At 40.2% G+C, this 26858-nt stretch carries 19 protein-coding genes; 5 read left to right on the top strand and 14 right to left on the bottom strand.

Annotated features, from left to right (window positions below; all coding sequences use genetic code 11):
* Positions 1-80 precede the first annotated feature (80 nt).
* Together B4Q04_RS16160 and B4Q04_RS16155 are read left to right on the top strand one after the other, a co-directional pair.
* Positions 81-1997 (top strand): sensor histidine kinase, encoded by a 1917-nt coding sequence (locus tag B4Q04_RS16160; protein WP_236631036.1) that lies wholly within the window; start codon positions 81-83, stop codon positions 1995-1997.
* A complete protein-coding gene (locus tag B4Q04_RS16155) occupies positions 1987-2631 on the top strand; it encodes a response regulator (protein ID WP_013992155.1) in 645 nt (214 codons plus the stop codon). The genes B4Q04_RS16160 and B4Q04_RS16155 overlap by 11 nt, the downstream gene beginning before the upstream one ends.
* Here B4Q04_RS16155 and B4Q04_RS16150 read toward each other — a convergent pair whose 3' ends face one another.
* From B4Q04_RS16150 to B4Q04_RS16125, 7 genes are all read right to left on the bottom strand, one after another.
* Positions 2632-3141 (bottom strand): hypothetical protein, encoded by a 510-nt coding sequence (locus B4Q04_RS16150; RefSeq protein ID WP_088697429.1) that lies wholly within the window; start codon positions 3139-3141, stop codon positions 2632-2634.
* A 22-nt stretch (positions 3142-3163) separates the two neighbouring features.
* A complete protein-coding gene (locus tag B4Q04_RS16145) occupies positions 3164-5545 on the bottom strand; it encodes an outer membrane beta-barrel family protein (RefSeq protein WP_088697428.1) in 2382 nt (793 codons plus the stop codon).
* Positions 5546-5679: 134 nt separating this feature from the next.
* Positions 5680-7674 carry a heavy metal translocating P-type ATPase gene (locus tag B4Q04_RS16140; protein WP_088697468.1) on the bottom strand — a complete coding sequence of 665 codons (1995 nt, stop codon included), beginning with the start codon at positions 7672-7674 and terminating at the stop codon, positions 5680-5682.
* A 313-nt stretch (positions 7675-7987) separates the two neighbouring features.
* A complete protein-coding gene (locus B4Q04_RS16135) occupies positions 7988-8290 on the bottom strand; it encodes a hypothetical protein (RefSeq protein WP_088697427.1) in 303 nt (100 codons plus the stop codon).
* Positions 8291-8417: 127 nt separating this feature from the next.
* A complete protein-coding gene (locus tag B4Q04_RS23180; protein ID WP_410543976.1) occupies positions 8418-8585 on the bottom strand; it encodes a DUF6660 family protein in 168 nt (55 codons plus the stop codon).
* A 5-nt stretch (positions 8586-8590) separates the two neighbouring features.
* Positions 8591-8725: a DUF6660 family protein gene (locus B4Q04_RS23090; RefSeq protein ID WP_262508240.1), complete on the bottom strand. Its 135-nt coding sequence runs from the start codon at positions 8723-8725 to the stop codon at positions 8591-8593.
* A 159-nt stretch (positions 8726-8884) separates the two neighbouring features.
* The gene (locus B4Q04_RS16125; RefSeq protein WP_088697425.1) at positions 8885-10063 is read right to left on the bottom strand and encodes a DUF1624 domain-containing protein; all 1179 of its coding nucleotides are present in this window, start codon (positions 10061-10063) and stop codon (positions 8885-8887) included.
* A 374-nt stretch (positions 10064-10437) separates the two neighbouring features.
* Here B4Q04_RS16125 and B4Q04_RS16120 point away from each other — a divergent pair, with 374 nt between their 5' ends.
* The 3 genes from B4Q04_RS16120 (at position 10438) to B4Q04_RS16110 (ending at position 12835) form a co-directional block, all read left to right on the top strand.
* The gene (locus B4Q04_RS16120) at positions 10438-11355 is read left to right on the top strand and encodes a ketopantoate reductase family protein (RefSeq protein WP_088697424.1); all 918 of its coding nucleotides are present in this window, start codon (positions 10438-10440) and stop codon (positions 11353-11355) included.
* A gap of 8 nt (positions 11356-11363) precedes the next feature.
* Positions 11364-11705: a hypothetical protein gene (locus B4Q04_RS16115; protein WP_013992163.1), complete on the top strand. Its 342-nt coding sequence runs from the start codon at positions 11364-11366 to the stop codon at positions 11703-11705.
* A gap of 167 nt (positions 11706-11872) precedes the next feature.
* Positions 11873-12835 (top strand): tRNA dihydrouridine synthase, encoded by a 963-nt coding sequence (locus B4Q04_RS16110; RefSeq protein WP_013992164.1) that lies wholly within the window; start codon positions 11873-11875, stop codon positions 12833-12835.
* A 158-nt stretch (positions 12836-12993) separates the two neighbouring features.
* On the opposite strand, the gene B4Q04_RS16105 is transcribed toward B4Q04_RS16110, so the two are convergent.
* The 7 genes from B4Q04_RS16105 to B4Q04_RS16075 all read right to left on the bottom strand — a co-directional run bounded on the left by B4Q04_RS16105 (position 12994) and on the right by B4Q04_RS16075 (position 26734).
* On the bottom strand, positions 12994-13317 hold the full coding sequence (locus B4Q04_RS16105) for a hypothetical protein (RefSeq protein WP_013992165.1): 324 nt from the start codon (positions 13315-13317) through the stop codon (positions 12994-12996).
* Between the two features lie 199 nt (positions 13318-13516).
* Complete coding sequence (locus B4Q04_RS16100; RefSeq protein ID WP_088697423.1) at positions 13517-15307, bottom strand: sodium:solute symporter family protein; 1791 nt, start codon at positions 15305-15307, stop codon at positions 13517-13519.
* A gap of 5 nt (positions 15308-15312) precedes the next feature.
* Positions 15313-17034 carry an N-acetylmuramic acid 6-phosphate etherase gene (locus B4Q04_RS16095; RefSeq protein WP_088697422.1) on the bottom strand — a complete coding sequence of 574 codons (1722 nt, stop codon included), beginning with the start codon at positions 17032-17034 and terminating at the stop codon, positions 15313-15315.
* 105 nt (positions 17035-17139) lie between these two features.
* Positions 17140-19440, bottom strand: a complete 2301-nt coding sequence (locus B4Q04_RS16090) for a family 20 glycosylhydrolase (RefSeq protein ID WP_088697421.1) — start codon at positions 19438-19440, stop codon at positions 17140-17142.
* A 66-nt stretch (positions 19441-19506) separates the two neighbouring features.
* The gene (locus tag B4Q04_RS16085; RefSeq protein ID WP_088697420.1) at positions 19507-21537 is read right to left on the bottom strand and encodes a family 20 glycosylhydrolase; all 2031 of its coding nucleotides are present in this window, start codon (positions 21535-21537) and stop codon (positions 19507-19509) included.
* A 109-nt stretch (positions 21538-21646) separates the two neighbouring features.
* The gene (locus B4Q04_RS16080) at positions 21647-23407 is read right to left on the bottom strand and encodes a RagB/SusD family nutrient uptake outer membrane protein (protein ID WP_088697467.1); all 1761 of its coding nucleotides are present in this window, start codon (positions 23405-23407) and stop codon (positions 21647-21649) included.
* Positions 23408-23434: 27 nt separating this feature from the next.
* Positions 23435-26734: a SusC/RagA family TonB-linked outer membrane protein gene (locus tag B4Q04_RS16075; RefSeq protein WP_236631034.1), complete on the bottom strand. Its 3300-nt coding sequence runs from the start codon at positions 26732-26734 to the stop codon at positions 23435-23437.
* Between the last annotated feature and the right edge of the window lie 124 nt (positions 26735-26858).

Here is a 26858-nt window from a genome sequence, read left to right as displayed (position 1 = left end):
CCAAAGCACTGAAAACAAAATACAGCCTACATATCGCCCCTAACTTCCACCTACTCGCGATTATCACCCTGATATTCTTCTTGGGGATATCGCCCGTGAAGGCCCAAGAAGCCGATGGTGATTCAGCAAACACGGACAAGGTTCAGATAAATACCTTCTCTACCATTCCGAACAACAAGGAAGAATCGCTAACCTCATACTACGAGGCCTTAAACAATGCCGATTACGGGAGCCAGCGCTTTTCGGTTTTTGAGCAATTGGCGGAACAACATATCAAAAGGGGAAATACCGATTCTATCCTGCACTACGGCAACCTATACATGAAGGAACTCGGTAATTGGGACAAACCGGATGCCTCTAAGCAATTGCACTATGCCAAAGCACATTACTTTTTAGGTATCGGCAGCCACATCAACGGTCTCTTGGACAAATCGGTAGAGTGGCACATCAAAGGCCTAAAAGATGCCGAAGCCGCCCATTCGGAAGAGTTTCAATACAAGAACAAAATCGGCTTGGCCCATAGTTACATACAAAACTCGGAAAGCGATAAAGCCCTTGAAACCCTGACAAAGGCCATTATGGATTTTGGCACCATGTTTCCGGAACTCACCATACAGGCCCAAATATTTATGGGCAATGCCCATTTGATGAAAGGAGAATACGAGTTGGCCAAAACACAATACGACGAGGCCTTGCGAATGGCCACCGACTTTAAGGATTTTGAAAAGCTACTTGCGGCAAAACTTGAACTGGCCAAACTGGCCCAAGCAACGGGAGCTATCGAAAAGGCATTTCAAGAGTACGAATCCGTTCGAAACCAAGCTTTGGCAAACGATCTTACCGCCATATATTTTGAAGGTTCGCTGCTATTGGCCAAGCTCTATTACTTGGAAGGGATGTACGAAACCGCGAACATAGCCCTAAGCATTGCCTATATCAATGCCATAGAGCGCGAAAACTTACAGTTCCAAAAGGAGACCTTAACGATGCAGGCCAGGAGTTTTTCGCAATTGGAAGACTATAAAAACGCCTATGCGGCAATGACCCAGCTGTTCCGTGTCAACAATAAGATCACGGCCAAACAACAACGGGAAATCATTAAAGAGCTCGAAATTCAATACGAAACCCTAGAAAAAGAGAAAACGATTTCAAGTCTTGAAGAAGAACAAATCGCCAAGAACGCGGAATTAGAAAGGCAAAAAACGATTAAGAACGCATTTCTTATCGGCTTTTTAATCATATTGATCCCCATTATCGCCTTACTCTATGTTTACTATCAAAAAATTCAGGCCCAAAGCGAACTGACGAAAAAACAGGAAGTCATAAACCAGCAAAAGGTTACGGCCCTAAAACAAGAGCAAGAGCTCAACCTGATCAAGGCCGCCATAGAAGGCCAAGACGAGGAGCGCAAACGAATCGCCCAAGAATTACACGACAGTATAGGCGGAAACCTAGCCGGAATCAAGCTACAGGTAGCTTCCCTGACCAAGGAATCTTCCAAGTGGAAGGAAATTAACCATCAACTGGACGAAACCTACCAACTGGTGCGCGATATATCGCATACGCTTATCCCCAAGAAATTCAAGCAACATGCTTTTTCAGAGCTTATCAGGGAATACATTGGCTCCATTTCCCGTAGCGGAAAACTTGAAATCGGTTTTTACCCCCATCCCGAAGCGGATATCAACGGCATTGATGACATGACCCAAATGGAGCTGTTCAAGGTCATTCAAGAATTGATGACCAATACCCTCAAACATGCCGAAGCAAGTCGGGTTGACATCCACTTGAACCTGCTGGAAAAGGAATTGTCACTTCTCTTTGAAGACAATGGAAAAGGATTTGACCCATCCGACATAAAAGAAGGTATCGGTTTTGAAAATATACGGAGCAGGATAAACCATATGAACGGTACGTTTCACATCGACTCATTACAAAACAGGGGCACTGTTATTTCCATCGAAATCCCCATAAAACCCACTTCAAATGAAATATAACCTCATCATAGCAGATGACCACAAAATGTTCATTGACGGCCTCCTAAGCATCTTGAACGATGCCCCTGAATTTTCGGTAAGGACCACGGCCAAAAACGGAAAACAAGTCGTTAAATATCTAGATATCAATGGCACTGACGACCTCCATTTACTGATAACGGACCTCAGCATGCCCGAAATGGACGGCATAGCCTTAAACCGCATAGTGAAGGAAAAACACCCTAGCCTAAAGACCTTGGTAGTGAGTATGCATATTGATGGAAGTATGATCGAAAAACTGATCCAAAACAATGTAGACGGCTATGTACCCAAAAACGCAGAAAAAGACGAACTCTTAACCGCCATGCGTACCATTGTCAAGGGCGAAAAGTATTTCTCACAGGAAATCAAACAGGCCTATACCGATGCCATGTTCGAAAACAAGAAGCAAGACGAAGTGCATCTTACCGACCGTGAAAAAGAAGTCTTAAAGCTCATTGCCGACGAATACACCACCCAAGAAATTGCCGATAAACTCTATTTAAGCAAACATACCATAGAAAGCTATCGCAAGAACCTCATCTCAAAACTGCAGGTAAAAAACTTGGCCGGCCTGACCAAGCATGCCATTAAAATCGGACTTCTCGATTCTTGATCAGACAAAAAGCAAGATCAAGGTAAGAAGTAGCCCGCCCAAGGCAAAATAGAGTCCTTTTTTAAAGATCGGGGCACTGGGCCTGAACATCCAAAAGGCCGATATCACAAAGAAAAGCAAGGAAGCCCCAAAGAAAATATTCAGAAAAAACAAGGGTTGGCTAGAGGTCGCCTTATGCACCTTGGTCATTTTGTCCAAAACGAAAGGCAATGTTTTAACGGTATATGAGGCCAAGCCCGTTTTACTGTCATAAGAACCGCCTTCAAAGTGCACGATACCACCCTCTTCCTTTTCTAGCTTAAAGTGTTTTATTTTGAGCATCTTGCCTAGGTCGTCAGCCTTAACATTGGGCTGTATCGTTTTTTCAATGGCAACCTCTTTCTTGAGAAAATCGGTATCCCTAAAAATCAAGATAATACCACTTATGGCGTACATGGCCATGATACCGGCCAAGAAAAAGCCAAGGTAACGGTGATAGGTGCGCATTTTTTCTTCCGTTTTTCTTCCCATTTTTAGTCTTTAATTCGTTGATTTATCTTCTTCTACCGGAATATTCCATGGCCTCGCCTTTACCGAAACCGTAACTGAAGCCAAAAGTAATAAACCTACCACGTTGTCTTCGGCTATAACTTGAAAAATCTTCCTGTATCGTTTCCGTTTCGTTTACCCGAGAAGCGAAGGCATCTCTCACCCCTATATTCACTACGCCTTTGCCCTTCAATATTTTTTTACGGGCACCGAGGTCTAAAAACAGGTTTTCACTGGTTCTGCCCTGAATGGTTTCATAACCACTCTGATAATTTCCGGTTGCCTCGAAATCAATATCGGCCGGCATCTTGATCTTGGCCATTAGCTTTCCCGACCATCGGTCAGCGGTAAAATCGAATACTTGCTCACCTAGGCTTCCATCCCTTACAAACCTATTATAATTTAAATCGGTAGTGGCGGTAAACCATTTTACCGGACTGTATTTCCCATTAAACTCCACACCTGTGGCCTTGTTCGTTCCAATATTTTCGGGACTACTAATTTTCACGTCATCGTCGAAAGTATAGATAGATTCGATCACTTCGGTGGTGTAACGGTGATAAACGCTAAAATTGAGGGATGCCTTACCTAAAACATAAATGCTCGTTATCTCGTATGAATCGGTGAATTCGGGCTGCAAACTAGGATTACCTTTACGGATATTAAAGTTGTTCCTGATATTGAAAAAGGGGTTCAAATCCCATAAATCGGGTCTGTACACCCTGCGGGAATACCCTGCCTGCATGGAGACCTGGTCAGTGAATTTATACGACGTATGCGCACTTGGGAAGAGATTGGTATACTTTTGCCCATTCTTTTCATCGGTATTTTTCAACAAGGTATTGAGATGGGTCTGTTCCGCCCGTACACCGGCCTTTATTCCCCACTTATTACCTTCATATGCCGCTGTACCGTAAAAGGCCATAACCTTTTGGTCGTATTCAAAAACATTGGTCAAGTCTGGATTGGATTGATACTCCCCTAACACAAAATCTTCTACCTCATAATCGTTGCTGACATCGTTCATGACATATTGCCCCCCGGTTTCCATGGTCCACTCTTCATTAAATGGCCGGGTATAATCTAACTTAAAAGTATACTCGGCTTCCTTAAACTCGGTTCGCGTTCGTTGCACACCATCACGATCTTCCCCGAATACGGTCAGATCTTCAAAATCGGAAGATTGGTCCTTCCCAAAGAAATTCCCCAAGGCACTGAACAAAAGGTCGTGATCTTCGTGATCTTTAAAATCACTTTTGTACTGCAGTTCATACTGGTATTTTGGGTTGGTAGCCTCGGTCGTTTCGGTACGCTCCCATTCAGAGACCAACTCGTCATTTGCATCCCAAGCCTTAAAATTGGTGTTTGAGGGCTGATCTTCGATTTCGTAGGCAAAATTTCCCGACAAGGTCAGTACGTTATTCTCATTGATATAGTAATCCGTTCCTAGGATAACATTGTAAAATTCCTCATTCCTAAACTCCTCGCCCACAGAAGAAATGGAAGTACCATCGGTCAAATCTCGGTTAACATTCTCCACATCGCTGGGGAGTTCCCTATAACCGGCCCCTAACTGACTAAACAGATTGAAGCGTTCGGTTCGGCGGTTAAGGCTAAGTCCGAAACTATGGTTATCAGGAGAGCCCGTATTCAAACTAATGGAGCCGTTAAGTCCCTCACGTTCCTCCTTTTTTATAACGATATTGATAATTCCCGAAGTACCCTCCGCATCGTATTTTGCCGAAGGGTTGGTAATGACCTCTACCCTTTCGATCATATCGGAAGTAATCGTCCCCAAGGCATTTCCGCCCTCTCCGGTAAGGATTGAAGGTTTTCCATTTATCAAGACTTGCACGCCTTGGCTTCCGCGTAAGCTTATCTGCCCTTCAATATTCACGTTCACCGACGGCACGTTATTTAGAACCTCAAGGGCACTCGCACCTGTGCTACTGATATCCTTTCCGACATTGAATACACGTTTATCTAACTTGAACTGGGTTCGTGAAACCTCGCCTGCCACCACGACTTCGGATAACTGTTGGGCATCTTGCCCGAGTTCTACCTTCCCTAAAGCGATTTTACCGTTTGCGGGCACGAGGTCGTCAAATCTTTTTTTCTCAAATCCTATAAAACTGACTTCAACAAAGAAATTACGGGCCTCGGTCTTGAGACTAAACGAACCGTCATCTAGGGTCGTGGTACCCGTGATACCCTTTTGGGTGGCCTTATCGCCTATCAGGACCGTAGCAAAAGCTATCGGTTGCCCGCCTCCCTTTTCGACTACTGTTCCGGTAATCTCGATTTCACCATCTTGGGCCAGTCCCAATTCCGTAATCATCAATACAAAAAGAAGCACGTAAAACGTGCTGGTAAATTTTAAATGCATGGTACTAGTTGTTTGGATTATAAAAATGCGTAAAAAAACCACACCAACAGAATCCTAACTAGGCTATCTATCAATTTTAACAATATTCCCTCCATCTGAGAAATCAGTTCCCCTCAAAATAGGAACGCTTCCTCCTATTGCCATTTCATATTTTGCAATCGAACCGCGTTTAAAACGGCCAATAAAGCAACGCCCACATCGGCAAAAACGGCCTCCCACATGGTAGCGACGCCACCGGCCCCCAGAATCAAGACAATGGCCTTCACCCCAAAAGCCAAACCGATATTCTGCCAAACGATACGGCGTGTAGACCTTCCTATGGCGATGGCTTGGACCACTTTTTCCGGTTGGTCCGTTTGTATGATCACATCGGCAGTTTCAATGGCCACATCGCTGCCCAAACCGCCCATAGCAATTCCCAGATCACTGGCCGCCAAGACCGGGGCATCGTTGATACCGTCACCTATAAAGGCCACTTTTGCCCCGGCAACGCCCTTTAGTCGTTCTACTTCCTTAAGCTTATCTTCAGGCAGGAGTCCGCCCATGGCCGAATCGACATGTAGTTCTCCCGCTACTTTTTGCGTAATGGCCTCTTTATCGCCCGACAGCATCACAATTTTTGAAATGCCCATTTTCCGAATGCTTTCGACCGCCTCCATAGCGCCTTCCTTTAGCTCGTCGGCAATCACGACATAGCCTGCAAACTTTCCTTCAATAGCTACCATAACCGTGCTTTCAACGACGGCACGCGCTGCTTCAGGAACGACAATTCCATTGACGAGCATCAGGGCCTCGTTCCCCGCCAATACCGATTTACGGTCAACGGTACCTATCAGTCCCTTACCCGCAACTTCAAAAACATCTTGGGCCTTATGTCCTTCCCCATCGTTTTTATAGTCCAAAATTGCCTTGGCTATCGGATGGGTGGATTGGGCTTCAATGGCCATGAGATAATGCATAAAATCTTGTTCGGTCAAGGGGGCATTGGTGGATCCGTCCTCGGAATACACTACGATGTCCTTTATCTTGAACACGCCCTTGGTCATAGTACCCGTTTTGTCCATGGCCAAAGTGTTGATTTTGGTTATAGTATCCAAAAAGGAAGCCCCCTTGAACAGAATACCGTTGCGTGAAGCCGCCCCCAAACCTCCAAAATAGCCCAAGGGAATAGAGATCACCAAGGCACAAGGACACGAGATTACCAAGAAGATCAACGCACGGTACAGCCATTCGCTAAATATATAATCTTGCACAAAAAAGTAAGGAAACAAGGTCAGGCCAATGGCCAAGAATACCACGATCGGCGTATATATCTTGGCGAACTTTCGGATAAACAGTTCCGTTTTCGACTTACGGGCCGTAGCATTCTGTACCATGTCAAGTATACGGGCAATGGAACTATCCTTAAATTCCTTGGTCGTCACAATTTCAACGACACCGTCAAGATTGATACTTCCCGCATATACCTTATCGCCGTGAAGAATGGTCGAGGGTTTGCTTTCCCCGGAAATAGCCGCCGTATTCAGACTGGCTTTTTGCGATACCAATTTTCCATCCAAGGGCACTTTTTCACCTACCCGTACCTGAATACGCTCCCCTATTTTCACCGATTCGGGCGCTACCGAAACCGGATTGCCATCACGGAGAACGGTAGCCGATTTGGGCCTAACATCCAAGAGAGCCTTTATATTTCCCCTTGCCTTTGTCACGGCCGAATGTTGGAACAGTTCACCTACGGTATAAAAAAGCATTACCGCTACCCCCTCAGGGAACTCGCCAATGGCGAATGCCCCGACCGTAGCGATTGACATCAAGAAAAATTCCGTAAAAAAATCACCTTTTAATATACTCTCCCAACCTTGCTTCATGACCGGAAAACCTACTGGAATATATGCCGCTACATACCAAACGATTCTGAGCCAATCCTTAAAAAAACCTACATTTAAAAAATCGAGTAGAATGCCCGACATCAACAATACGAAACTTATAATTGCAGGTGTGTATTGTTTGATACGGCTCGACTTGGCATTCTTTTGGCTATCACAACAACTGCCCCCGTGGTCGTGCCCATCACCCGCGGAATGTTCATGGGCTCCAGTATCACGAAGAACGATTTTCTTTTTTTTCATCATTGTTCAAAATTATCAATTCATCCCCCCTGTTTCAAAGGGTATACCGTTAAAGCTATCTAAAGTAACGGCATCCTAATGAAAATAAGGGCCTTAAACGCAAAAAATATTGCACAAAATGGGCGGTATTTTCATCGATGGCTATGTTCCGTCTCTCCCTTTTTCATTTCCGCCATCAAATAGTAGGCATTGTTGAACGCAAATGCCACAATAGCTTCCAAGGGCCGTAAAAAATGAACAGCTGCCCAATCGCCATCTTTCACCCCTAGCGTGACCTCGTGGGGAACAAAACGGTAAGCACCCCCTTCATTCCCTACGGCAAATTCAAAACTTTTTCGCCCTCTTTGACACTAGCGCTTACGGGAAGGGCCTTTACTACATTGTTCCCTACCTGAATACGATCTTTTATGTACATTCCCGCAATCAGGTTGCCCCCCTTGTTTTCTATTTCGGTATGTTCGCGCAAGGCTTTCGGGTTCTGCTCAAAGGTAATATCAGGCACGGCATCTATAGGAACTTGGGTTATGATCCAAATACCAGCACCAATAAGTGCTAGCGTGAAGAGACCCACAATAAATTTATTATGGATTGAAAAATCAATGATTCTATTAATCATATGGGTTGCTATAATTCAGTTAGAAAATGTCTATTTCTGTCGAGAAATATTAACGTCAAAAATTAGGGTAATGAAATCTAAAACGAATTCATTACAACAGGATACAGGTATCCCCTAAAAAACTGAATTATACCTTGGGAGGTTGTAAGAGGTCTAGAGAAATATCTTTGCCCAAACTATCGAAATGGGCTAATTCTTCTTGAGGAATTGAGGGCTGAAAAGGTTCAAACGAAAAGATTTCAAAACTGACCGTATGTGTATGGCAGCAATGACAGTGGCAGAACGGAGAACACAAATCGTTTAGGGCATGCCGTAACCATCACCGCTATCCGCAACTACGGAAACTTGACCATCGGCAAGCGGTTCCATATCACTACAGGGTACCACATTGAGTGCCAGAAAGTAAATGGACAATATGAAGGTCAATAGTTTCACGAAGCAAAGATAAAAAGATTTTGATCGGTGGTTGTTCCCCGAAGCATTCATTCGGCACAAAATAAATTCACACAAACTACCGGACAAACTATTTTAGCCCCACACCATACGCTATCACCTATGCGCCCCATAACCGACATTGGGCCCAAGCCATAGAAGCTACAGATAACGCAACCACCACTTCTCCCTATGGTTGCTTTTATACCGGTCAAACCATGCGCATAAAGGATATAGGGCAACAACAAGTACCGCCCAAATTAGGTACACCACCCCTAGACCAAAACCATATCCCTTTAGGCCTGGTTGCATTGTAACCCATAGGTCCACATACATATCCGATGCCCTAAAGCCTGTTAATACCGCTGCAAATAATGCCAGTAAGTGAATAACATAAATATGGATTATATAAAAGAACATGGGCACACGACCTATGATTACCAATTTATCAAATACCCATCCCTTCCATTTTTCGGCAAAGGCCAAAAGCATAATGGATGGGCCTATCGTAATTAGCAGGAACAACAGTGAGGGCGGATATTTGGTCACATTAAAAAAGGACATCAACGTATAGCTCCACGAACCTTGTGAAGTCCACAAATACGGATCTCCATAATAATTCATAACCCGGAGTATCAAAAATGCCACGGTAATCCCAGCGCCCATTTGCAGGAGAATTTTCGCCCTGGTCTTACTATCAAAACTCTGTTTATAGATGGTTCCAAAATAATACCCTAAAGGCATCACAAAAACCCAAGGTAAAATAGGATAGGCAACAAAGATCCGAACATCGCCATAAGTCAACAATTTAAATTCATGGAGAAACGACCAAATACCGGAATTCAGGCTTCCGCCCGATTCGAAAAAATCGAATAGGTTATGTCCGCCTACAACCAAGGCGGAAAGTATCAAGACCACTCTCTTGGGCAGATGGATCAATCCTGCCAAGAAAATCATCGCCAGACCAAGAATCCAGATCACCTGCAGCATACTATAGGACAAATCGAATTTAAAAAGCCATGCGAATTTTACCACGGTAAGCTCTAAGAAAATTAACCAAAAGCCACGCTTAAGAAGCCAATTAGACAAGTATTTCAAACCTTTTCGCTGGCCGACAAAAAAAGCGGATGTTCCCGCCAAAAACACAAATACGGGCGCGCAATAATGGGTGATAAATCGCGTAAAGAAAAGAGGGCCGTTGGTTTGTGTCAAATCGGTGGGATCAAAAAGAAAGGCATCGTAATGAAAATAATCACGCACATGGTCCAAGGCCATGATCACCATGACCAAACCTCTTAACATGTCTATTGATTTAATTCTGTTATAGGTGGTTTTAATCATACCATTAATACTCGGAAATTAACAGTTTAATACATTTATAAGAAACAACAACGCTTCTTTAAGTAGGATTAAGGTAAACCAAAATGTAAGTTATTTCATAAAGTTCTTATGTGCTGCGCACAAAAATGTATAAGCTGCAGCTTTTTGCTTATAAATGGGAGGTTTACTGCATCACCTGATCCGTATCCGCTCATATTAAGACCTATGGGGAATTACGACAAAACATACGGATTAGCATACAGGATATTAGTCGTGCAGAGCCGAGGCTTAATCAAAAGGTTTACCTATTTTTATGCAATTGTGCACAAAACACAACCGTAGAATGAACCCTGGCCCCAATGGTTGGCCAAGACTTTTGACAATACATAAAGCATATGAAAATAGGAATTTTAGGAATGGGTGGAGTCGGGAGTTTCGTCGGGGCAAAACTTACGGAAAATTACAAAGACGATCCAGATACCCAGATTGTTTTTATTTGCCGCAACAAAACCAAGGAAAGCATTATCACCAATGGCCTTTCATTAACCACGGAAGGCAAAACCATTACATGCAAACCCTATTTGGTATCGGATGACAGCAAGGAAATAGGTTTACTCGATCTATTGATCGTATCGACCAAATCGTTTTCACTCGGTAACGCCATTGGCCAATATCAAGATTGCCTGAAGAAGGAAACGATAATACTTCCTATACAGAATGGGGTAGACTCAAAAAACGTAATCGAAAACAGCATTGACCACGACAATTCAAAAATACTCGAAGCCTGTATCTACATCGTTTCAAACATAGAACGACCGGGAGTAGTAAAACACCTTGGGGGCCCAGGAAAAATTTTCTTTGGAAATAGCGATGGCCAAGATTATAAATGGATAGAAGAACTATTGGTCAAAGGGGGCCTAAATGCAAGCTACACTAAGGATATCAAAACCATACTATGGAAAAAATATCTTTTTGTTTCTCCCCTGGCCGCAATGACCGCAGCGCTCGACAATACACTTGGGGAATTGGCCGAAAACCCAACACACATGGCCAAACTTGAAAAAATGATGAAAGAAGTCCAAGAACTGGCGAAGCACTTTAGCATCACCCTAAGCGATAAGGATATCAATGAGGCATTGGCAATGATCTCAAGTTTCCCCTACCAATCAAAAACCTCCCTTCAATTAGATATTGAAAGCAAGAATAAAGATACCGAAAAAGCCAATTTGGTCGATTATTTGATAACTACCGGTAAAACATTCGGGGTCAAGGTTGACCATTACGAAGAGATGAGTGCAAAAATCACGGTTTGATGTAATCCATGGATATAATAAAACAAGTTAAAGGCTATTTGGTTTGGGTGTTTATATCACTACTAGCCGGAATTGCACACATGCGTATCATCTTAGGACCAAAACCGAAACCTTCCACCGGTTTTTTAAAAATGTTTGACTGGGCTTACGGCGTCGCCCTACTTCACGTAGGGTTGGTCATTGGAAGCATCATAGCCTTTCTATTCATTATTATCGATCATTTTTACCTCAAGAAAAAACTCGCAGCCAATGCAAACCGAAGCTTGATCCGCCTTCTGGTTATTTTGATCTTGGCCCTTATCGTTGGCACAACGCATTATATATGTGAGGAAGTCATTGACATCATCTAAGAATACGATGTAAATAGGCCTGTATGTTTTTTATAGGATTAAGTCACTTCTCCCCGTCACCTAAAGATTTTACATCCCACCTTGTAAAACAATCGGAATAAAGGTCCTAAGGCCCCGTATCGAAATATCGTGATATTGCCTTATCTTTGTACGCTCAAAACCCGTTGATGTCTTACACACTCTTATCTTCCCCTTTACAAGGCTTTACCGATTTTGTTTTTCGCAATGCACAGCAAAAGTTTTTTGGAGGAATAGACACCTATTATGCCCCATACATCCGGTTTAACCGAAAGATGATCATTAAGGGGTCTTACCAGCGTGATTTGAATCCTGAGGTAAATACTTCCTTGGAACTCATTCCACAAGTAATGACGGCTGACGTCGAGCATTTTTTATTTGTGATAAAATATATTCAGTCTTTAGGATATACGGAACTGAACTGGAATCTGGGGTGCCCTTACCCTATGGTCACCAATAGCGGAATGGGCTCGGGCCTTATTTGCAATACCGAAAAAATAGACCACATATTAGATCGTGCACATAGCGAGACCGATGTTACCATTTCGATGAAAATGCGTCTCGGCTACGAGAACAGCAATGAAATATTAGAGGCCTTTCCCATACTGGAAAAGTACCCTCTTAAAAACGTGGCCATCCATGCCCGACTGGGGAAACAATTATACAAAGGAGGCGTAGACCTAGAAGCCTTCCAAAAATGCGTGGATGTAGCAAAGCACACCTTGTACTACAATGGCGATATCACTACCGTAGCACAGTTCAAGACCTTGAGGGAACGCTTCCCATCCATAAACCATTTTATGATAGGCAGGGGCCTTATCGCCGATCCGTTTTTACCCAGTATGATTAAAGCGGACACTACGGACTACCCTGTCGATCGCTGGGATATTTTCAGGGAATTTCACGATACCATCTACACACAGTACGACGCCATGCTTTCGGGACCGACCCCTATAAAGATGAAAATGCTTGGTTTTTGGGAGTTTTTTTCCCAATCTACCCACAACCCGCAAAAAGTCTACAAGGCCATAAAAAAAGCGGGGAATCCTGTGAAGTATAGACAGGCCGTAGGGGAAATCATAGCGGCACAAAAAAGACAACTCAAAGCATAACTAATTCTGGTAATATCTAACTTCATAACCAATACGAATCTTCACATTACAGCATAGAAAACAATTACGCTAAAAAAGCTTTATCATCTATATAGAAAATGATAATCAGTTACAACTAATTTATTAATGCTTACCAATTCCCTCTATATCAGTTGAAATCAAACGCCTAAACACCCACCAAAATCTGGACAAATATGCGGTAACAGAATCCAAACATGAATAAAAAATAGGATAATAAAAAGTAATCCTATTAATAAAGCATGACTAATATAAACCTCATCTCCCGCAGGCTTGATTATAGGCCACAACAATCCGAAAATTCCTGTTACAAATAAAAAGAAAGGTATACCCGAAGAAAAAATTAGAACCTGTGCACTAAATTGATCTTTCAAGGCACCGTAAAAAATAAATCCTATAATTAAAGATAGAATCAATAAAATCCAATACACTTTTTTAGCCGTACCATTTTTAACTGTAGCCATGATATATGATTTTTTAATTAGAACCACATAAATATACTGGTTATCAAGGCAGTATTAAATGACCTGTATCATACGATGGAGTTATTGAAAAAAAGTGGGTTCGTGTAATTTTATCTTAAGAATACTCATTCCCCTAATTAGCAAGACAGTTATATTGAGATATTTATATCACCCAACGCAATACTTAAAAATGAGTCTCTCAATCCATTTTAAGTTTCTTCCAGAGCATCATTAAGCACCATGTCCCTAAGAAACCTATAGATGACATGATTGCTCCTAGCTTAAAATCGCCATAAATAATATAACCGATAGCAAAGAGAATTGAAAAAACAGTCATACTTCCAACCACCATACACAATATCGCCACTGGAATATCCCATTCTTCGGAATTAAGTAAATCCTCTGTTGACTCATTTTTAACCATAGTAGAAATTTTGTCCCAACCTGGACCACCTGGTTTAATCAATCGATAGAAGGATTTTAAGGTTTCTTCGTTAGTAGGCTGCGTCATTAGCGTAATACTCACCCATGCTATTGTTGTAATCAGAACTACTATAATGAGTTCATGTGACGGTGGTATTTCCGAAAAGCCAATATTTACATGAATTAATTGAAAATATAGTGAAGCTAAAAAAGAGACCACCATGGCTGTAATTTCGCTCCAGGCATTTATACGATACCAAAACCATCGTAAAATAAATAACAACCCTGTTCCTGCTCCTATTTGAAGTAAAATATTGAATGCCTGGAGGGCATTGTTTAGAACCAATGCAAGCAATGCCGAAAAAACCATTAGCAAGACGGTACTGATTCTTGCCACCAAAACAAGCTCCTTCCCAGATGCTTCTGGGCGTATGAACCTTTGGTAAAAATCGTTCACTACGTACGAAGACCCCCAATTTAGATGCGTAGAAATAGTTGACATAAATGCTGCTATTAACGAAGCCAAGACCAAACCCAATAAGCCAGATGGCAAATACGTAAGCATGGCCGGATAAGAAAGATCATCTCTAATAATATGTGCATCTACGTGCGGAAAGGCCTTTGCCAAATCAGACACTTCGGGAAAAACAATCAAAGAAGCCAAGGCAATTATAATCCATGGCCATGGACGAATGGCATAATGAACTACATTAAAAAACAAGGTGGCCCATACCGCATTTTTCTCATCTTTAGCAGATAACATACGTTGGGCAATGTATCCACCACCTCCCGGCTCCGCTCCCGGATACCAAACGCTCCACCATTGAACGGCTATAGGTATTATAAACACTACAATAAGAGTATCCATATCTGAAAAATCAGGTAAAATGCTTAATTTATCTTTTACATTTTCATGGATGAGTAGGTTTTCTAATCCGCCAATTTCCGGTATATTTACAATTACAATAGTTGCCCAAACCGAACCTATAATCGCTATAAAAAATTGAAAAAAATCGGTTATCAAAACTCCCTTTAAACCACCTAACGAACTATATATTACAGTTACAACAGATGCAACCAACAAGGTTTGCACAGGTGTTAAACCTAATAATATCCAGCCTATTTTTATGGCAGCCAACGAGACCGTGGCCATGATTATAATATTAAAAAATACGCCAAGATAAAGCGCTCGGAAACCTCTTAGAAAAGCAGCTTCTTTTCCACTATATCTTAATTCATAGAATTCCAAGTCTGTTAGCACCTTTGACCTTCGCCATAATTTTGCATATAGAAATACGGTAAGCATCCCTGTAAGTAAAAATGACCACCAAACCCAATTACCGGACACTCCATTATTTCTGACTATATCCGCTACTAAATTTGGGGTATCTGCTGAGAAAGTAGTAGCGACCATAGACACTCCCAAAAGCCACCAAGGCATAGACCTGCCCGACAAGAAAAACTCAGAAGTATTACGCCCTGCTCGTTTTGAGACTAGAATACCAATAAGCATTGAAATTGCAAAAAACGAGCCGATGATAAACCAATCGATTGATTGTAAGGACATACGTATTAGTTTAAATCTTTAATGACATCACCTAAGTGCATATTCGCTTTCTTTAAGCGATCCATTGCTTCATTACCTTCAATATCGTACAGTGATTTTAAAATACCTTGTGCCCGCTCCACAAGCTTGTCATTGGTACAAACCACATCTATCATATGGGAGCCAATGACTTTTCCCAGCTTTATCATGAGGGTTGAAGAGAAAAAATTGAGCACTTTTTTTGTAGCAGTACCCGCTTTCATACGTGTTGACCCACCTATGAGTTCACTCCCGGAATTCAAAGGAATTATATGATCACAAAAAGGTAAGCCCTCGATTGGTGGGTTCACCTGCACCATTCCGGTAAAAGCCCCTTTTGCTTTTGCCAAGGCCAGGGCGGATTGTACATAATATGCCGAACCACTTGCCGAAATACCAATTACAACGTCATTTGTTTGGATGTTTAACAACAAAAGTTCTGGAACGGCACTTGCGTCTTCCTCAAAATCAGATTCAATTTCAAAAGCCGCATCAGATATACCACCTGCAATTAACGTTATTATTCTTTCCTCTGGAAAACCGTAGGTACAAGGTATTTCTACCGCATCCATGGCCGCAACACGACCACTTGTACCCGCACCAACATAAATTATTCGGCCTCCACTTTCAATTTTAGTTACGCACTTATCTACAATAGAAGCAATAATGTTCAGGCTTTTTTCCATTTGAAGTCCCGCTTCTTGTTCCGCCTCCCATAGCTTCTTGATAATTTCCTTACTTTTCATTTTTTCTGGGTGAAATCCACTTTCATAAGGAGTTTCTGTCTCAAGAGCCCCATACTCGTAATTCACTTTGTATTTAGCTGCAACCAATTCTCCTTGTGCCAGTGCCAAATTACCTATCAACTGAAGGTTGTTACCTTCCTTGGCAATTCGTACATGTACTGTTTTGTTGAATACCTTAAACGGACTGGACAGATACCTTTCAATTTCATGTTTCAGATCAAACCCAGCATCACGCGCAGCATCTACCAATCCTCCACATATAATAACTTCATCAAGGCCATATAGCACAGCCGAAGTTTGTATAATTGAGGCTATATTTTTTAGATAAATTTCACGTTCTGTCTGGTATTCGTCAAGCTTAAGAACTTTAATCAAGTCATTATCATCATCCAGACCCGCCAAGCGAGATGCGCTCGCCAAGGAATTATATGTTGTGTCCGCAAAGCCAATTTCCCCTAGTAACGGCAAAACTTTTCCCGGTCTCCACCTTCTCCCATTTCGCCAAATACTAAAGCCAAGGCCTGTACCTATTGGCATTACTCCATAAGTTTTATTTCCATTCAAATACCCCCTTTCTGCCAAACCTATAGCAGCCGCATCAGCATCATTTATTAAACTTACGGGGCATTTAAACTTGCTCTTGAGCTCACTCTTCCATTTAAGATTTTTAAGAACATTCAAATGTGGGCCCGCACTCACCAATCGCATGCCATGATAGTCAACAACGCCGGGCGTAGAAATTCCTATTCCCATTACATTTTCCAAATTTACCTTAAACAGTGAAAATAATTCTGATAGAGCCGCCATCACTTCTGCAACGTTGGTGTTTTCATGTAACGGACTCTTTACTCTTTTCACTACAAACAGCGGACTTTCTTTATTTTTCTCGCCATTAAAAGTGTAATTATCTACAAGGGTTCCTTTTATCCAGGTCCCTCCTATATCAATTCCTATATATTTCATTTCTTTTTTGTTAGCGTCTTAAGTTGTTGCTCCGTATTTTGATTAATTGGAAAGCCAAAAAGCACAATAAGGAATCATCTGATTTTTTTGTTATGTACGGTACTTCTAATTGTCGATAATAAGGTTATTTGACATATCTAGGACTAAATTTTCAAATGGTTCAAACTCCGACATATGTCCCACCTTATATTTAACACTTAGCCTATTTCGAATATTTTTTATATAATATTTAATCGTTAAAGCATGATTTCCTTTGGATAAAACTGTTTGAAAATGTTCCGGTGAATCAGTAAAATCTTCTCCTTTGGCTATACATTTATCGTTAATATAAATCTCTGCCAGCCCATCGTAGGTCTGCATTTCAATAGAATAATTACCCGATTCAGCAACTTCCAGTGTGCCCGATAATTCCAATAAATAAGGGTTATATTGATTGTATAAACGAGTATCTATATGACCCGGTCCAACTTTATCAAAAAGACGTCTATTTATTTGGTTTAGCCTTACTTCGTTCATTCTACCCGTATAGCCTTTACGAATAAGTTTCAATGTGTCTAAACTAGGTAAGGTTTGCCAACCCTTAAGTGGTGAGTGACCATATACTTTGTAGGTATAAGCAGGTTTTATTTTTGTAAAGTACTCTTGTACCTTATATCCTATAGGTTTGTTGGATGAATCAAAAGCCTGTGTGGTCAATACCGCCGATGACTTCAAAACAAAGGGCTCTACAAATTCTTTCGCATTTTCCATGTCAATAAAATCCCAATCTTGGGTAACCAAAAAACGAATATTTCCTTTTTGTTGAGAAGATAAATTCACCGTTACCGAATCTGTAAATGTTTGGTCCTTTTTATTGAGTAAATTTCTTGTTTCAATACGAACCGGATTGAAAATGGTTTGAAACTTATGATCTATTTTAATCAGGCCCAGTTCATTTTTCATCGTACCAATAAACTGTGGAGACCATAGTTTTTCGGCAATTAAGGGCATTTTTTTTCTTAAAATCGGCACTACCTGTTCATGGGTCTGTTCCCAAAATGTTAACTGCCCACCTATGACCGCTGTAGTATCTACAAGCTGAATTTGGGGATAGTTGGGTTGCCAATGTTCCCACTTACCAATATTCCATTCATATGCCTTTTTACTTTCAGGAACAAAGTTCATTGCCCCAACCAGATACCACGGTATCCAATTGGCATTTATTATGGTATAACCGTGATCAATTAAGTTCTGTGGTGTATTATAGGTGGTATTCCAAGCTAGAACAATAATATCTTTATCTATTGTAACACTGCCTGCTCCGGCATCGGGAAACCCTTCCCAAACAAGCGTTTTCTTACCAACAGCCTTTACCATGGTATTTAACCTATTGATAAAATGACAAAATAGCTCTTGAGGTTCTCCATTAGCCGCCTGCAATAGGCCATGTTTTTCCACATAACCTTTATAATCTGGAACTTTCATGATGTTCTTTAAAGAAACTTCATCCGCACCAATATGAATATAGGGGCTGGTGTAAAAAATAGATGCGACTTCAATAATAATATCATTGATTGCCGAATAAGTCTCCTCTTTAGCAATATTAACAACATACAATTGGTCTGCTTCTCCGGTTTTTAGATTTACGTTTCCGAAAATCTCCGGGTAGGTTTGCCACAAAGCTGTAGAGTGTCCCGGCAGTTCTATTTCCGGCACGATTGAAATGCCCCTATTTTTGGCATATTTAACCAACGCCTCCAATTCTTGCTTTGTATAATACTCCCTATGCCCCTCCCTATTTACCGTTTTTAGTTTGGGATATTTTTCTAATGGTATCGTAAACCGTTGATGGTCGGTAAAATGCAACTGCAAATATTCCAGTTTATAAAACCACATTAAATCTATAGTTTCATAAAGGGTTTCTATAGGCTGCCAAAATCTTGCCACATCAACTAATACAGCCCGGTAATCATGAACGGGATAGTCTTTAATATGTATTTTTGGAAGCGTTGCTTGTTTGTCTACCAATTGCACCAATGAAGCCAAGGCATTTGCAACGGATTTATAGTCCTTACCCTCTATATCCACGGTGTTTTCAATAATCAACAAATGTGTATTTGCAGAAAGATCTTCATTTATTTTTAGTTTGATACAATTTATATTACCCTCCTTATCACTCAAACGCAACTTGAACCCTAGGTATTTATCCAGATACTCAACCAATATACTTGCAAGAGGTTTGAGATCTGGATGGTTTATATAAACCGTAGTAGTAGCATCAATTATATATTCACCCCCCCTGTAACTTTCTTCTGCCGGTGCTGGAATAACTGTCATGTCATACCCTAAAGTATCCTGTTGTTCTTGAAAAGCCCAAACTGGTAGTATTTGAATGGTAAAAACAAGAATAAATATTAGGTTCCTCATCTATTTCCGGTTAGTTGTTTTGTTTTAAACCATTATTGGTTCGTACCATCTATAAAAAACTTAATCCTATTCTTTCCTGAATTTCCGAATCCATGGCTCCCCTACCATTTTCCCTTCTACAAACAGCCCCGCTTGCAGGATAGTATTGTCTTTTATTAATAGTGGAAAAGAATAAAGCTCCGAACTTTTGTTCAATTCACCTTCTCCCATTTTATACTTTACAACACCCTTTCTTCTTGACTCAATTTTCACCATAACCGAATCCCTATACCTCACAGTATCCGGATGTAGTGTTTCCCATAACTCATTTAGGGGTATAGAAAAATTACCGATCAAATGAACATCTAGTGGTTGCAATTCAAAATACTCCAGCATTTCGTTGCCCACGGGATTTTCACCCTTAAAAGCTCTGTACCTAATCTCAGTACTTTTATCTATGGTTATTGGCCCTGTATATTTTACCGAAGCCTCTGTCACTTTAGTATCGTCCAGACTATACCTGATTTCTAAATTCCTATCATTTTTTAACTTAATAACCAATTCATTGCTAAACCAAGTTTGTTCGTTTTTTCGGCCGTCCTTAACCTCTGGATAATTAAGACCTTCTACCTCCAATTTAACTGGAGACAACAATGAGCTTAATCTCGCATCTGTCTTCTCAAGGTTTTTTATAAACTTGTTGTAAGTATTTTTTTTTGAACGCCCCCAAGATTCTTCCACCATAGCCGGCACTCGATTTCTTAAGGATGATAATTCTACAAAGGCCGGTTGCTCCCAAGATGCCATCATAGCCCCTACAATTCCCGGATTTTCTTCTAATTGAATCGTATGATAAGAAGGTGCCTTAGGGTAGAAGTTCTCCCATTTATAAATATTCCAATTAAATATTTTTTCAGGAGTCCACTTTCTTTGATTAACCACATAAAGAGGTTTCCAGCTTACATTTATAGTAGAAAAACCTGCCTTGAGAATATCTTGTGGCAATTGATATAATGTTTCCCAAGCCATTACGGTAATGTCTCTATTGATTACCGTATTGCCTTCTTTTGAAAACCCTTCCCAGACAATAGTTTTCTTACCCGTTTTCTTTACTAATTCGTTCATCCTGTTGATGAAATACCAGTATAGCTCATCTACATTTTTGAGATTATTTTCTTGAAGGTACTCCTGAATTTCAGGATCTTCATCCATTCCCCGAAAATTAGCCTCATCACCGCCAATATGAATATACTTAGATGTTTTAAATATCTGGGCTACCTCTTGAAACAAGGTTTCTAAAACTTCATACCCCTTGACATTTCCCATATTTACTGTATTTAGATTCAACTTTTTGTTTTTGAATCCAAATTCATTGGGCAGTATACTAATGAGTTGTCCCGCATGACCCGGAACCTCTAATTCAGGTATAAGCTCTACTCCTCTATTATCTGCATATGCAACTAAATCTATCAACTCTTCCCTACTGTAGGCCCAGTTCTTAGTTGCAAGTTCAGGGTAAGCTTTTGATGGAAACGTAAATGCCTGATCATCTGTTAGGTGTAATTGCAAATAATTGACCTTATACCATTTACAGAGCGCTATAACCCTTTTAATGGTAGCTACATCGTGTTTTTTTCTTGCAACGTCGAGCAATACTCCCCTGTAGTTAAAATCTGGAAAGTCATGTATTTTACCCTTGTTCCAACACACTCTATTCTGGTTGATATGTATATACTGTAAAACTGTTGTAGAAGCTAAAACCAATGCGTCATAACTACCTCCTCTGATTTCAATTTTCTTATTGAAATCTATTTGATATTCTTCATCCTTCAAAGCATCTGAAATATGCATAGCGAGCGTACTCTTTTTTTGTGTACTTGACCTATAGATCTGCTCTCCCGTAAGTGCAAAAAAATCGTCTTTAAGAATTTCGTACAATCTGTTCAATCCATCATCATCCCAATAGACACCAATTTTATTTTCAGCACAAAAAATTTCATCATCCAGCAGAAGACTTTTGGGGGCTGGAACAATAGAAACCTCAAAATTTTGACTCTGTGCGAAGGTTAGTCCAAAGAGAAAATAGAATGTAAAAACTTGTTTAAATAATTTCATCATTAATACTTTTAATCAATAGGGTTTAAAAACTGGCCGATCCAACGATTCATTAATTTAATATGACGCCTAACCAACCAGTTCAACAACTAACTCAACTAACAATTTTCTTTTAATAACCAGGATTTTGTTTTAAAACCGGGCCTTCTGACGTGGTACTTAAATCGATTTGGCGTTGTGGAATTGGATAATAACTATTTTTTTCGTTAAAAGAAGCCCCCTTAATATCCGTTGTAATAGAACCTTCATAATTTACGTAATCAGTTAAGGTTTTTTGCGCTACACCCCATCTTACCAAATCAAAAAACCGATGACCTTCCATAGCCAGCTCAACCCTACGTTCATATCTAATGACTTCTAAAGCTTGATCTTTAGTTGTAAAATAACCTCCCGGATATAACGATATATTATAATTGGCAGCAAATTCTGTGGAAAATCCTGCTAAGGGATCTGAAGAATCGGTATAGGTCTTTAACCAATTTTCGGGGTGGTCCACCATCCTTCGACGAACCCTATTTACATATTCCAATGCTCTATCCAAGCTACCAACTTCCGCCTCTGTTTCTGCCGCCATTAACAATAAGTCAGCAAAGCGAATAACAATTACATTAATTGCACTACCAGGCGACCACGAACTTTGGTCAGAAAATTCAGCCGCATGATATTGCCAGTATATATGCTTTTTAGGCGAATATGGTCCTCCATAATCTTGTGCTCTTATCCAAAATTTCCCTGGGTGTAGACCCCAATCATGATAGGGAAGGCCACGACGTCCAACCGTCCAATCCAAGCGGGGATCTACAGACTGATCGTCAGGAGAAAAGGCCTCACTAGATAATAATCCTTGATCACTCTTTACCGGGTTATCATTATAGTCATCAAAAAAAGGCAGACCGGATACTTCATCTGTACGAAAAGAGTTGACAAGATCTTGTGTAGGTTGGTAAAAGCCGCAACAACGTAAAGGACTGTTTGGAAAAGGGTAGTTTAATCTTCTTCCTGGGTTGGCATTACCTATATCATTTGTACCATCATTGGCAACCATTTGGATAGCAAAGATTGATTCTGAGTTATTCTCTGTCTCCGCATTAAAATTATCATGAAAATTATCAACTAAATCATAAGATAAACCATTGGAGGTTACCCCAGAATTAATGACTTCGGTAAAAATAACGTTAGCTTCTTGATATTTTTTCTGGTACAGCAACGTCTTTGCCAAATAAGATCCACCTGCCCATTTGTTAGCAAAGGCAACCTCGGGTTGGGTTGCTGGCAAGTTTTCATATGCAAACAGAAAATCAGCCTCTATATTTGGCCAAATATCCGTATCGTTAGGTACATTGGTATCTTCCGTATTTTCGTCTATCCAAGGAACCATATTGAACATTTTTTTTAGTTCAAAATAATAGTGCCCTCGTAAAAACCTGGCTTGTCCTTCATAATTATTTCTATCACTATCTGAAAGGCCCTCAACCGTATTTAATAAAGACAGAACCGCATTACTCCTTGACACCCCCTCATAAAGCGCTCTCCATTTTGTATTAAAGTATTCATTATCTGAAGTAGAATTATAGTTAATAATTGAATTTAAAAGTGATTGATCACTGGGTTCACTACCTTTATGTGCATCACCCCCGGCAGCATCACCAAAATGCCAATTAGATGGTGCTGCATACCATGAAGCACCAACTCCTACATCTCCATCTAATGCCCCATAGGCTCCAATCAGCAAAGATTGTATTCCCTTTTCATCACTTAAAACCTCTTCACTAAGGCTTCCAAACGCAGGCTTGTCCAAAAAATCGTCCGTACAGCCAGAAACAATAATAGTGACGGTAATCATTAATATAAATAGTATAGCTAGATTTTTCATTTTATCAGTTTTTAGTATCATTTGTTATTAGAATTTGGCATTCAACCCTAATAGAATAGTACTTGAAGATGGGTAAGCCGTATTATCAATTCCGAATGCAGTGGGCGATCCTGTTAACTCAGGATCTACCCCTGAATAATTGGTAATCGTAAATAAGTCGGACCCCTGTAGGTATAGCCTTAAATTTTGAATTCCTAATTTTTCGGTAAGCCCGTTAGGCAGGGTAAAGCCCAGTTGTATATTTTTGAGCCGTAAATAAGACCCATCCTCAATAAAATAGGAATTTGGTGCACTGGCTGTACTGAAGTTACTGCCTGTTTCTTGAATAGGAGCTGTGGCATTTCTATTTTGAGGAGTCCAAGAATCATAGAGAGCTGTATGGCTTTTAGCACCCACAAACGTTCCATAAAAATCTGTCCATCCTTTAACATTGTTCAAAATATCATTACCTGAAACACCATAAAGGAAAAGACTTAAATCAAAGTTCTTGTATTCAAATTCCAAGTTAAGACCTGCCGTAAAATCAGGGTTAGGGTTACCTATAAAGGTACGGTCATCAGTAGTAATGATTCCATCATTATTAACATCCCTATATCGGAACCGTCCCATTCCTATATCTGTCTGATATTCAGAATCCGATTGTCCTGAAGCAGCTTGGGCACTGGCATTAGCTTGATCTATTTCTGATTGTTCATTCCAAAACCCATCAATTTGGTAACCAAAAAATTGACCTACAGACCTACCCACCTCATTACGGACGATACCGTTTCTACCAACACTTTGGTCAAAATTATTAGCACCATCCGAAATATTTACTATCTTATTCTTATAAGTTGTTAAGTTTACAGTAGCATTCATCTTAAAATCAGGAGATAAATCAAAATAACTTTTAAGCGACATATCCAGACCACTATTCTTCATTTCCGCTATATTGATAAATGGAGCTGTTGCAGCACCGGAGGTTGCTGTAAGCTCTGGATTGAAAAGCAAATCTTTTACATCTTTTCTGTAGTAATCGACCGTTAACTGTAAACTGTTATTGAACAGACTGGCATCAATACCAATATTGGCATTGATATTTTTCTCCCATTGGGCATTGGGGTTACCTATACGCACTTTTTGAAACCCTTCTACAATAGAGTTATTGGAACCGGTAGTATCATAAAAAGAAGTAGACCTATTACTTCCGAACGTGGTAAAAGCATTCGCAGGGTCTACATTAGCTTGATTACCCATAACACCATATCCCCCTCTAATCTTCAATTCTGAAACCCAGTCCACATTTCCCATAAATTTCTCTTGGGATATACGCCATCCAGCACTTATCGCTGGAAACCACCCATGTTTTGGATTTTTAAACCTTGATGTTGCATCTCTACGAACCGTAGCGCCAAAAATATATCTGTCTTTATAGATATAATCAAACCTACTGAATAAGGAAAAAAGTGCATCTTCTGAGTAAAAGCCAGTATTTGTTTGAGTTCCTGAGCCATTACTTAGATTTATAAAATCAGGATTAGGGGAATAAAAACCTTGAGCAACAGCCTGAATAATCTTATCTTGATTATGATAAGCCTCACTCCCTATAAGTAAAGAAAAGTCATGTACCTCATTAAATTTCTTTTTGAATTGCGCGGTGTTGGTCCACGTCCAATTAAAACCAGTAGATACATTTTCCGTCAATTGACTTGCCGTGATTTGATTGGCTTGATTCTCATACTCCGGAGATGAAAACACACTGCCATTTGTGTTATAAAAATTACCCCCAAAACTAGACCTAAGGGTAATAGAATTAAACACATCTAGCTCTGCAAATAGGTTTCCAAAAAATCTATTCGTACGTGAAAGGTTGTCCTTGTTTCTCTCTAAAACAGCAACAGGGTTGAGGCCACTTCCAGTATCAGGAGCAGTTGACCCTGCAAAATTTCCTGCAATATCATATACCGGAACGATGGAAAACATACGATAAGAGTGCAATATTGGATTTGTAGCGGGAATCAAATTCCTTTCTGCAATAGAATAATTTAGATTTTGGCCTACACGAAAGTTTTTAGAAAAATTATATTGACTGTTAATTCTAGCCGTATATCTCTTTAAAAAAATATGCTTCATTGTTCCTTCTTGGTTGAAGTAGTTCAAGGAAAAAAGAACATTTCCTTTATCCCCACCTTGCCCAATCGAAATATCATGGCTTTGAATGGAAGCTGGATTAAAAATTTCTTGAAACCAATTAGTACCTTCTGGATTTGCCCGTATTATTTGATTAAACGAACCTAGTTGGTTAGGATTGGAGTAAAAGGGGTCTAAAAAATAAGTAGATTCATCAACTTCTCCCTGCGCTGCACCAGCGGGTTTTATATAATAAGGTAATACAGGACTTGAACCCGAACCGTACTGTATATCATTAATAGCCGTACCTGGATTAGAATTTTGTAATGCAATCCATTTTAAATCAGCCTGTTCTTGTGGCGAAAGAATATTGTAAACATTTCCTCTAGGAGGAGTCTGTATACCTGCATAACCATTATAGCTAACGGAAAGCTTACCTGTCCCTTTTTTAGTTGTTATAAGGATTACCCCGTTTGCTGCCCTTGCACCATAAATAGAGGCCGAACCTGCATCCTTTAAAATCTGCATACTCGCTATATCATTCGAATTAATATTAGAAATATCCTGAGCAGGAATACCATCAACAACATACAGGGGGTTACCGTTCCCAAAAGTATTGATACCTCTAATACGTATTTGTGGAGATGCTCCAGGTTGACCCGATGTTGATATTGTAACACCTGAAACCCGACCTTGCAACTGTTCTGCAATTTGAGCAGAAGGTTGCCTATTAGAAGCTTCAACATCCACTACAGAAACAGCTCCTGTTAAATCTACTTTTCTTTGCGTCCCGTACCCAACAACTACAACTTCATCTAAATAAGAAGCATTTTCTTCTAGGGTTATATTAAAATTAGTTTCTCCATTAACAAGAATTTCTTGAGGAGTAAAACCTATATAAGATACATGCAAAACTGAGTTTTGGGAACTCAACTCAATGGAAAAATTACCATCGAAATCAGTTTCGGTTCCGTTAGTAGTTCCTTTTTCAACAATACTTGCTCCCGGCAACGGAGAACCATTATTGTCCATGATTGATCCCGTAATCACGAATTGTTGTATTTCAGCGGGTTTCGCTTTTAAAGATTTACTTAAGTCATTTAATGAAATATGTGCATCTATTGAGCTTGAGCAAAGCATCATAAATATGCTCATAACCATAATTCCTTTTTTATGCCTAAAACACCCCAGAGGGCTTCTGATTATATTTCCATCCATAATTTTGAGTTTTAGTTAGTTTTAGTTTTGGTCCGGTATTATTTTTTTTTAAAATGAATGAGGATACATCAACATGATATTTAGACCCGTCTTTTGTTTATTCCATACTGAACAACCTTTAACT

The organism is Zobellia sp. OII3 (assembly GCF_002211465.1).
Classification (GTDB): Bacteria; Bacteroidota; Bacteroidia; order Flavobacteriales; family Flavobacteriaceae; genus Zobellia; species Zobellia galactanivorans.
Note: the sequence above shows the minus strand (reverse complement) of the source record. Positions and strands in the feature narration are given on the sequence as shown.

Excerpts from the sequence above, each read along its gene's own strand:
- B4Q04_RS16155 (WP_013992155.1), top strand. The coding sequence starts at position 1,987 with ATGAAATATAACCTCATCATAGCAGATGACCACAAAATGTTCATTGAC.
- B4Q04_RS16150 (WP_088697429.1), bottom strand. The coding sequence starts at position 3,141 with ATGGGAAGAAAAACGGAAGAAAAAATGCGCACCTATCACCGTTACCTT.
- B4Q04_RS16145 (WP_088697428.1), bottom strand. The coding sequence starts at position 5,545 with ATGCATTTAAAATTTACCAGCACGTTTTACGTGCTTCTTTTTGTATTG.
- B4Q04_RS16140 (WP_088697468.1), bottom strand. The coding sequence starts at position 7,674 with ATGAAAAAAAAGAAAATCGTTCTTCGTGATACTGGAGCCCATGAACAT.
- B4Q04_RS16135 (WP_088697427.1), bottom strand. The coding sequence starts at position 8,290 with ATGATTAATAGAATCATTGATTTTTCAATCCATAATAAATTTATTGTG.
- B4Q04_RS16125 (WP_088697425.1), bottom strand. The coding sequence starts at position 10,063 with ATGATTAAAACCACCTATAACAGAATTAAATCAATAGACATGTTAAGA.
- B4Q04_RS16120 (WP_088697424.1), top strand. The coding sequence starts at position 10,438 with ATGAAAATAGGAATTTTAGGAATGGGTGGAGTCGGGAGTTTCGTCGGG.
- B4Q04_RS16115 (WP_013992163.1), top strand. The coding sequence starts at position 11,364 with ATGGATATAATAAAACAAGTTAAAGGCTATTTGGTTTGGGTGTTTATA.
- B4Q04_RS16110 (WP_013992164.1), top strand. The coding sequence starts at position 11,873 with ATGTCTTACACACTCTTATCTTCCCCTTTACAAGGCTTTACCGATTTT.
- B4Q04_RS16105 (WP_013992165.1), bottom strand. The coding sequence starts at position 13,317 with ATGGCTACAGTTAAAAATGGTACGGCTAAAAAAGTGTATTGGATTTTA.
- B4Q04_RS16100 (WP_088697423.1), bottom strand. The coding sequence starts at position 15,307 with ATGTCCTTACAATCAATCGATTGGTTTATCATCGGCTCGTTTTTTGCA.
- B4Q04_RS16095 (WP_088697422.1), bottom strand. The coding sequence starts at position 17,034 with ATGAAATATATAGGAATTGATATAGGAGGGACCTGGATAAAAGGAACC.
- B4Q04_RS16090 (WP_088697421.1), bottom strand. The coding sequence starts at position 19,440 with ATGAGGAACCTAATATTTATTCTTGTTTTTACCATTCAAATACTACCA.
- B4Q04_RS16085 (WP_088697420.1), bottom strand. The coding sequence starts at position 21,537 with ATGATGAAATTATTTAAACAAGTTTTTACATTCTATTTTCTCTTTGGA.
- B4Q04_RS16080 (WP_088697467.1), bottom strand. The coding sequence starts at position 23,407 with ATGAAAAATCTAGCTATACTATTTATATTAATGATTACCGTCACTATT.
- B4Q04_RS16075 (WP_236631034.1), bottom strand. The coding sequence starts at position 26,734 with ATGGATGGAAATATAATCAGAAGCCCTCTGGGGTGTTTTAGGCATAAA.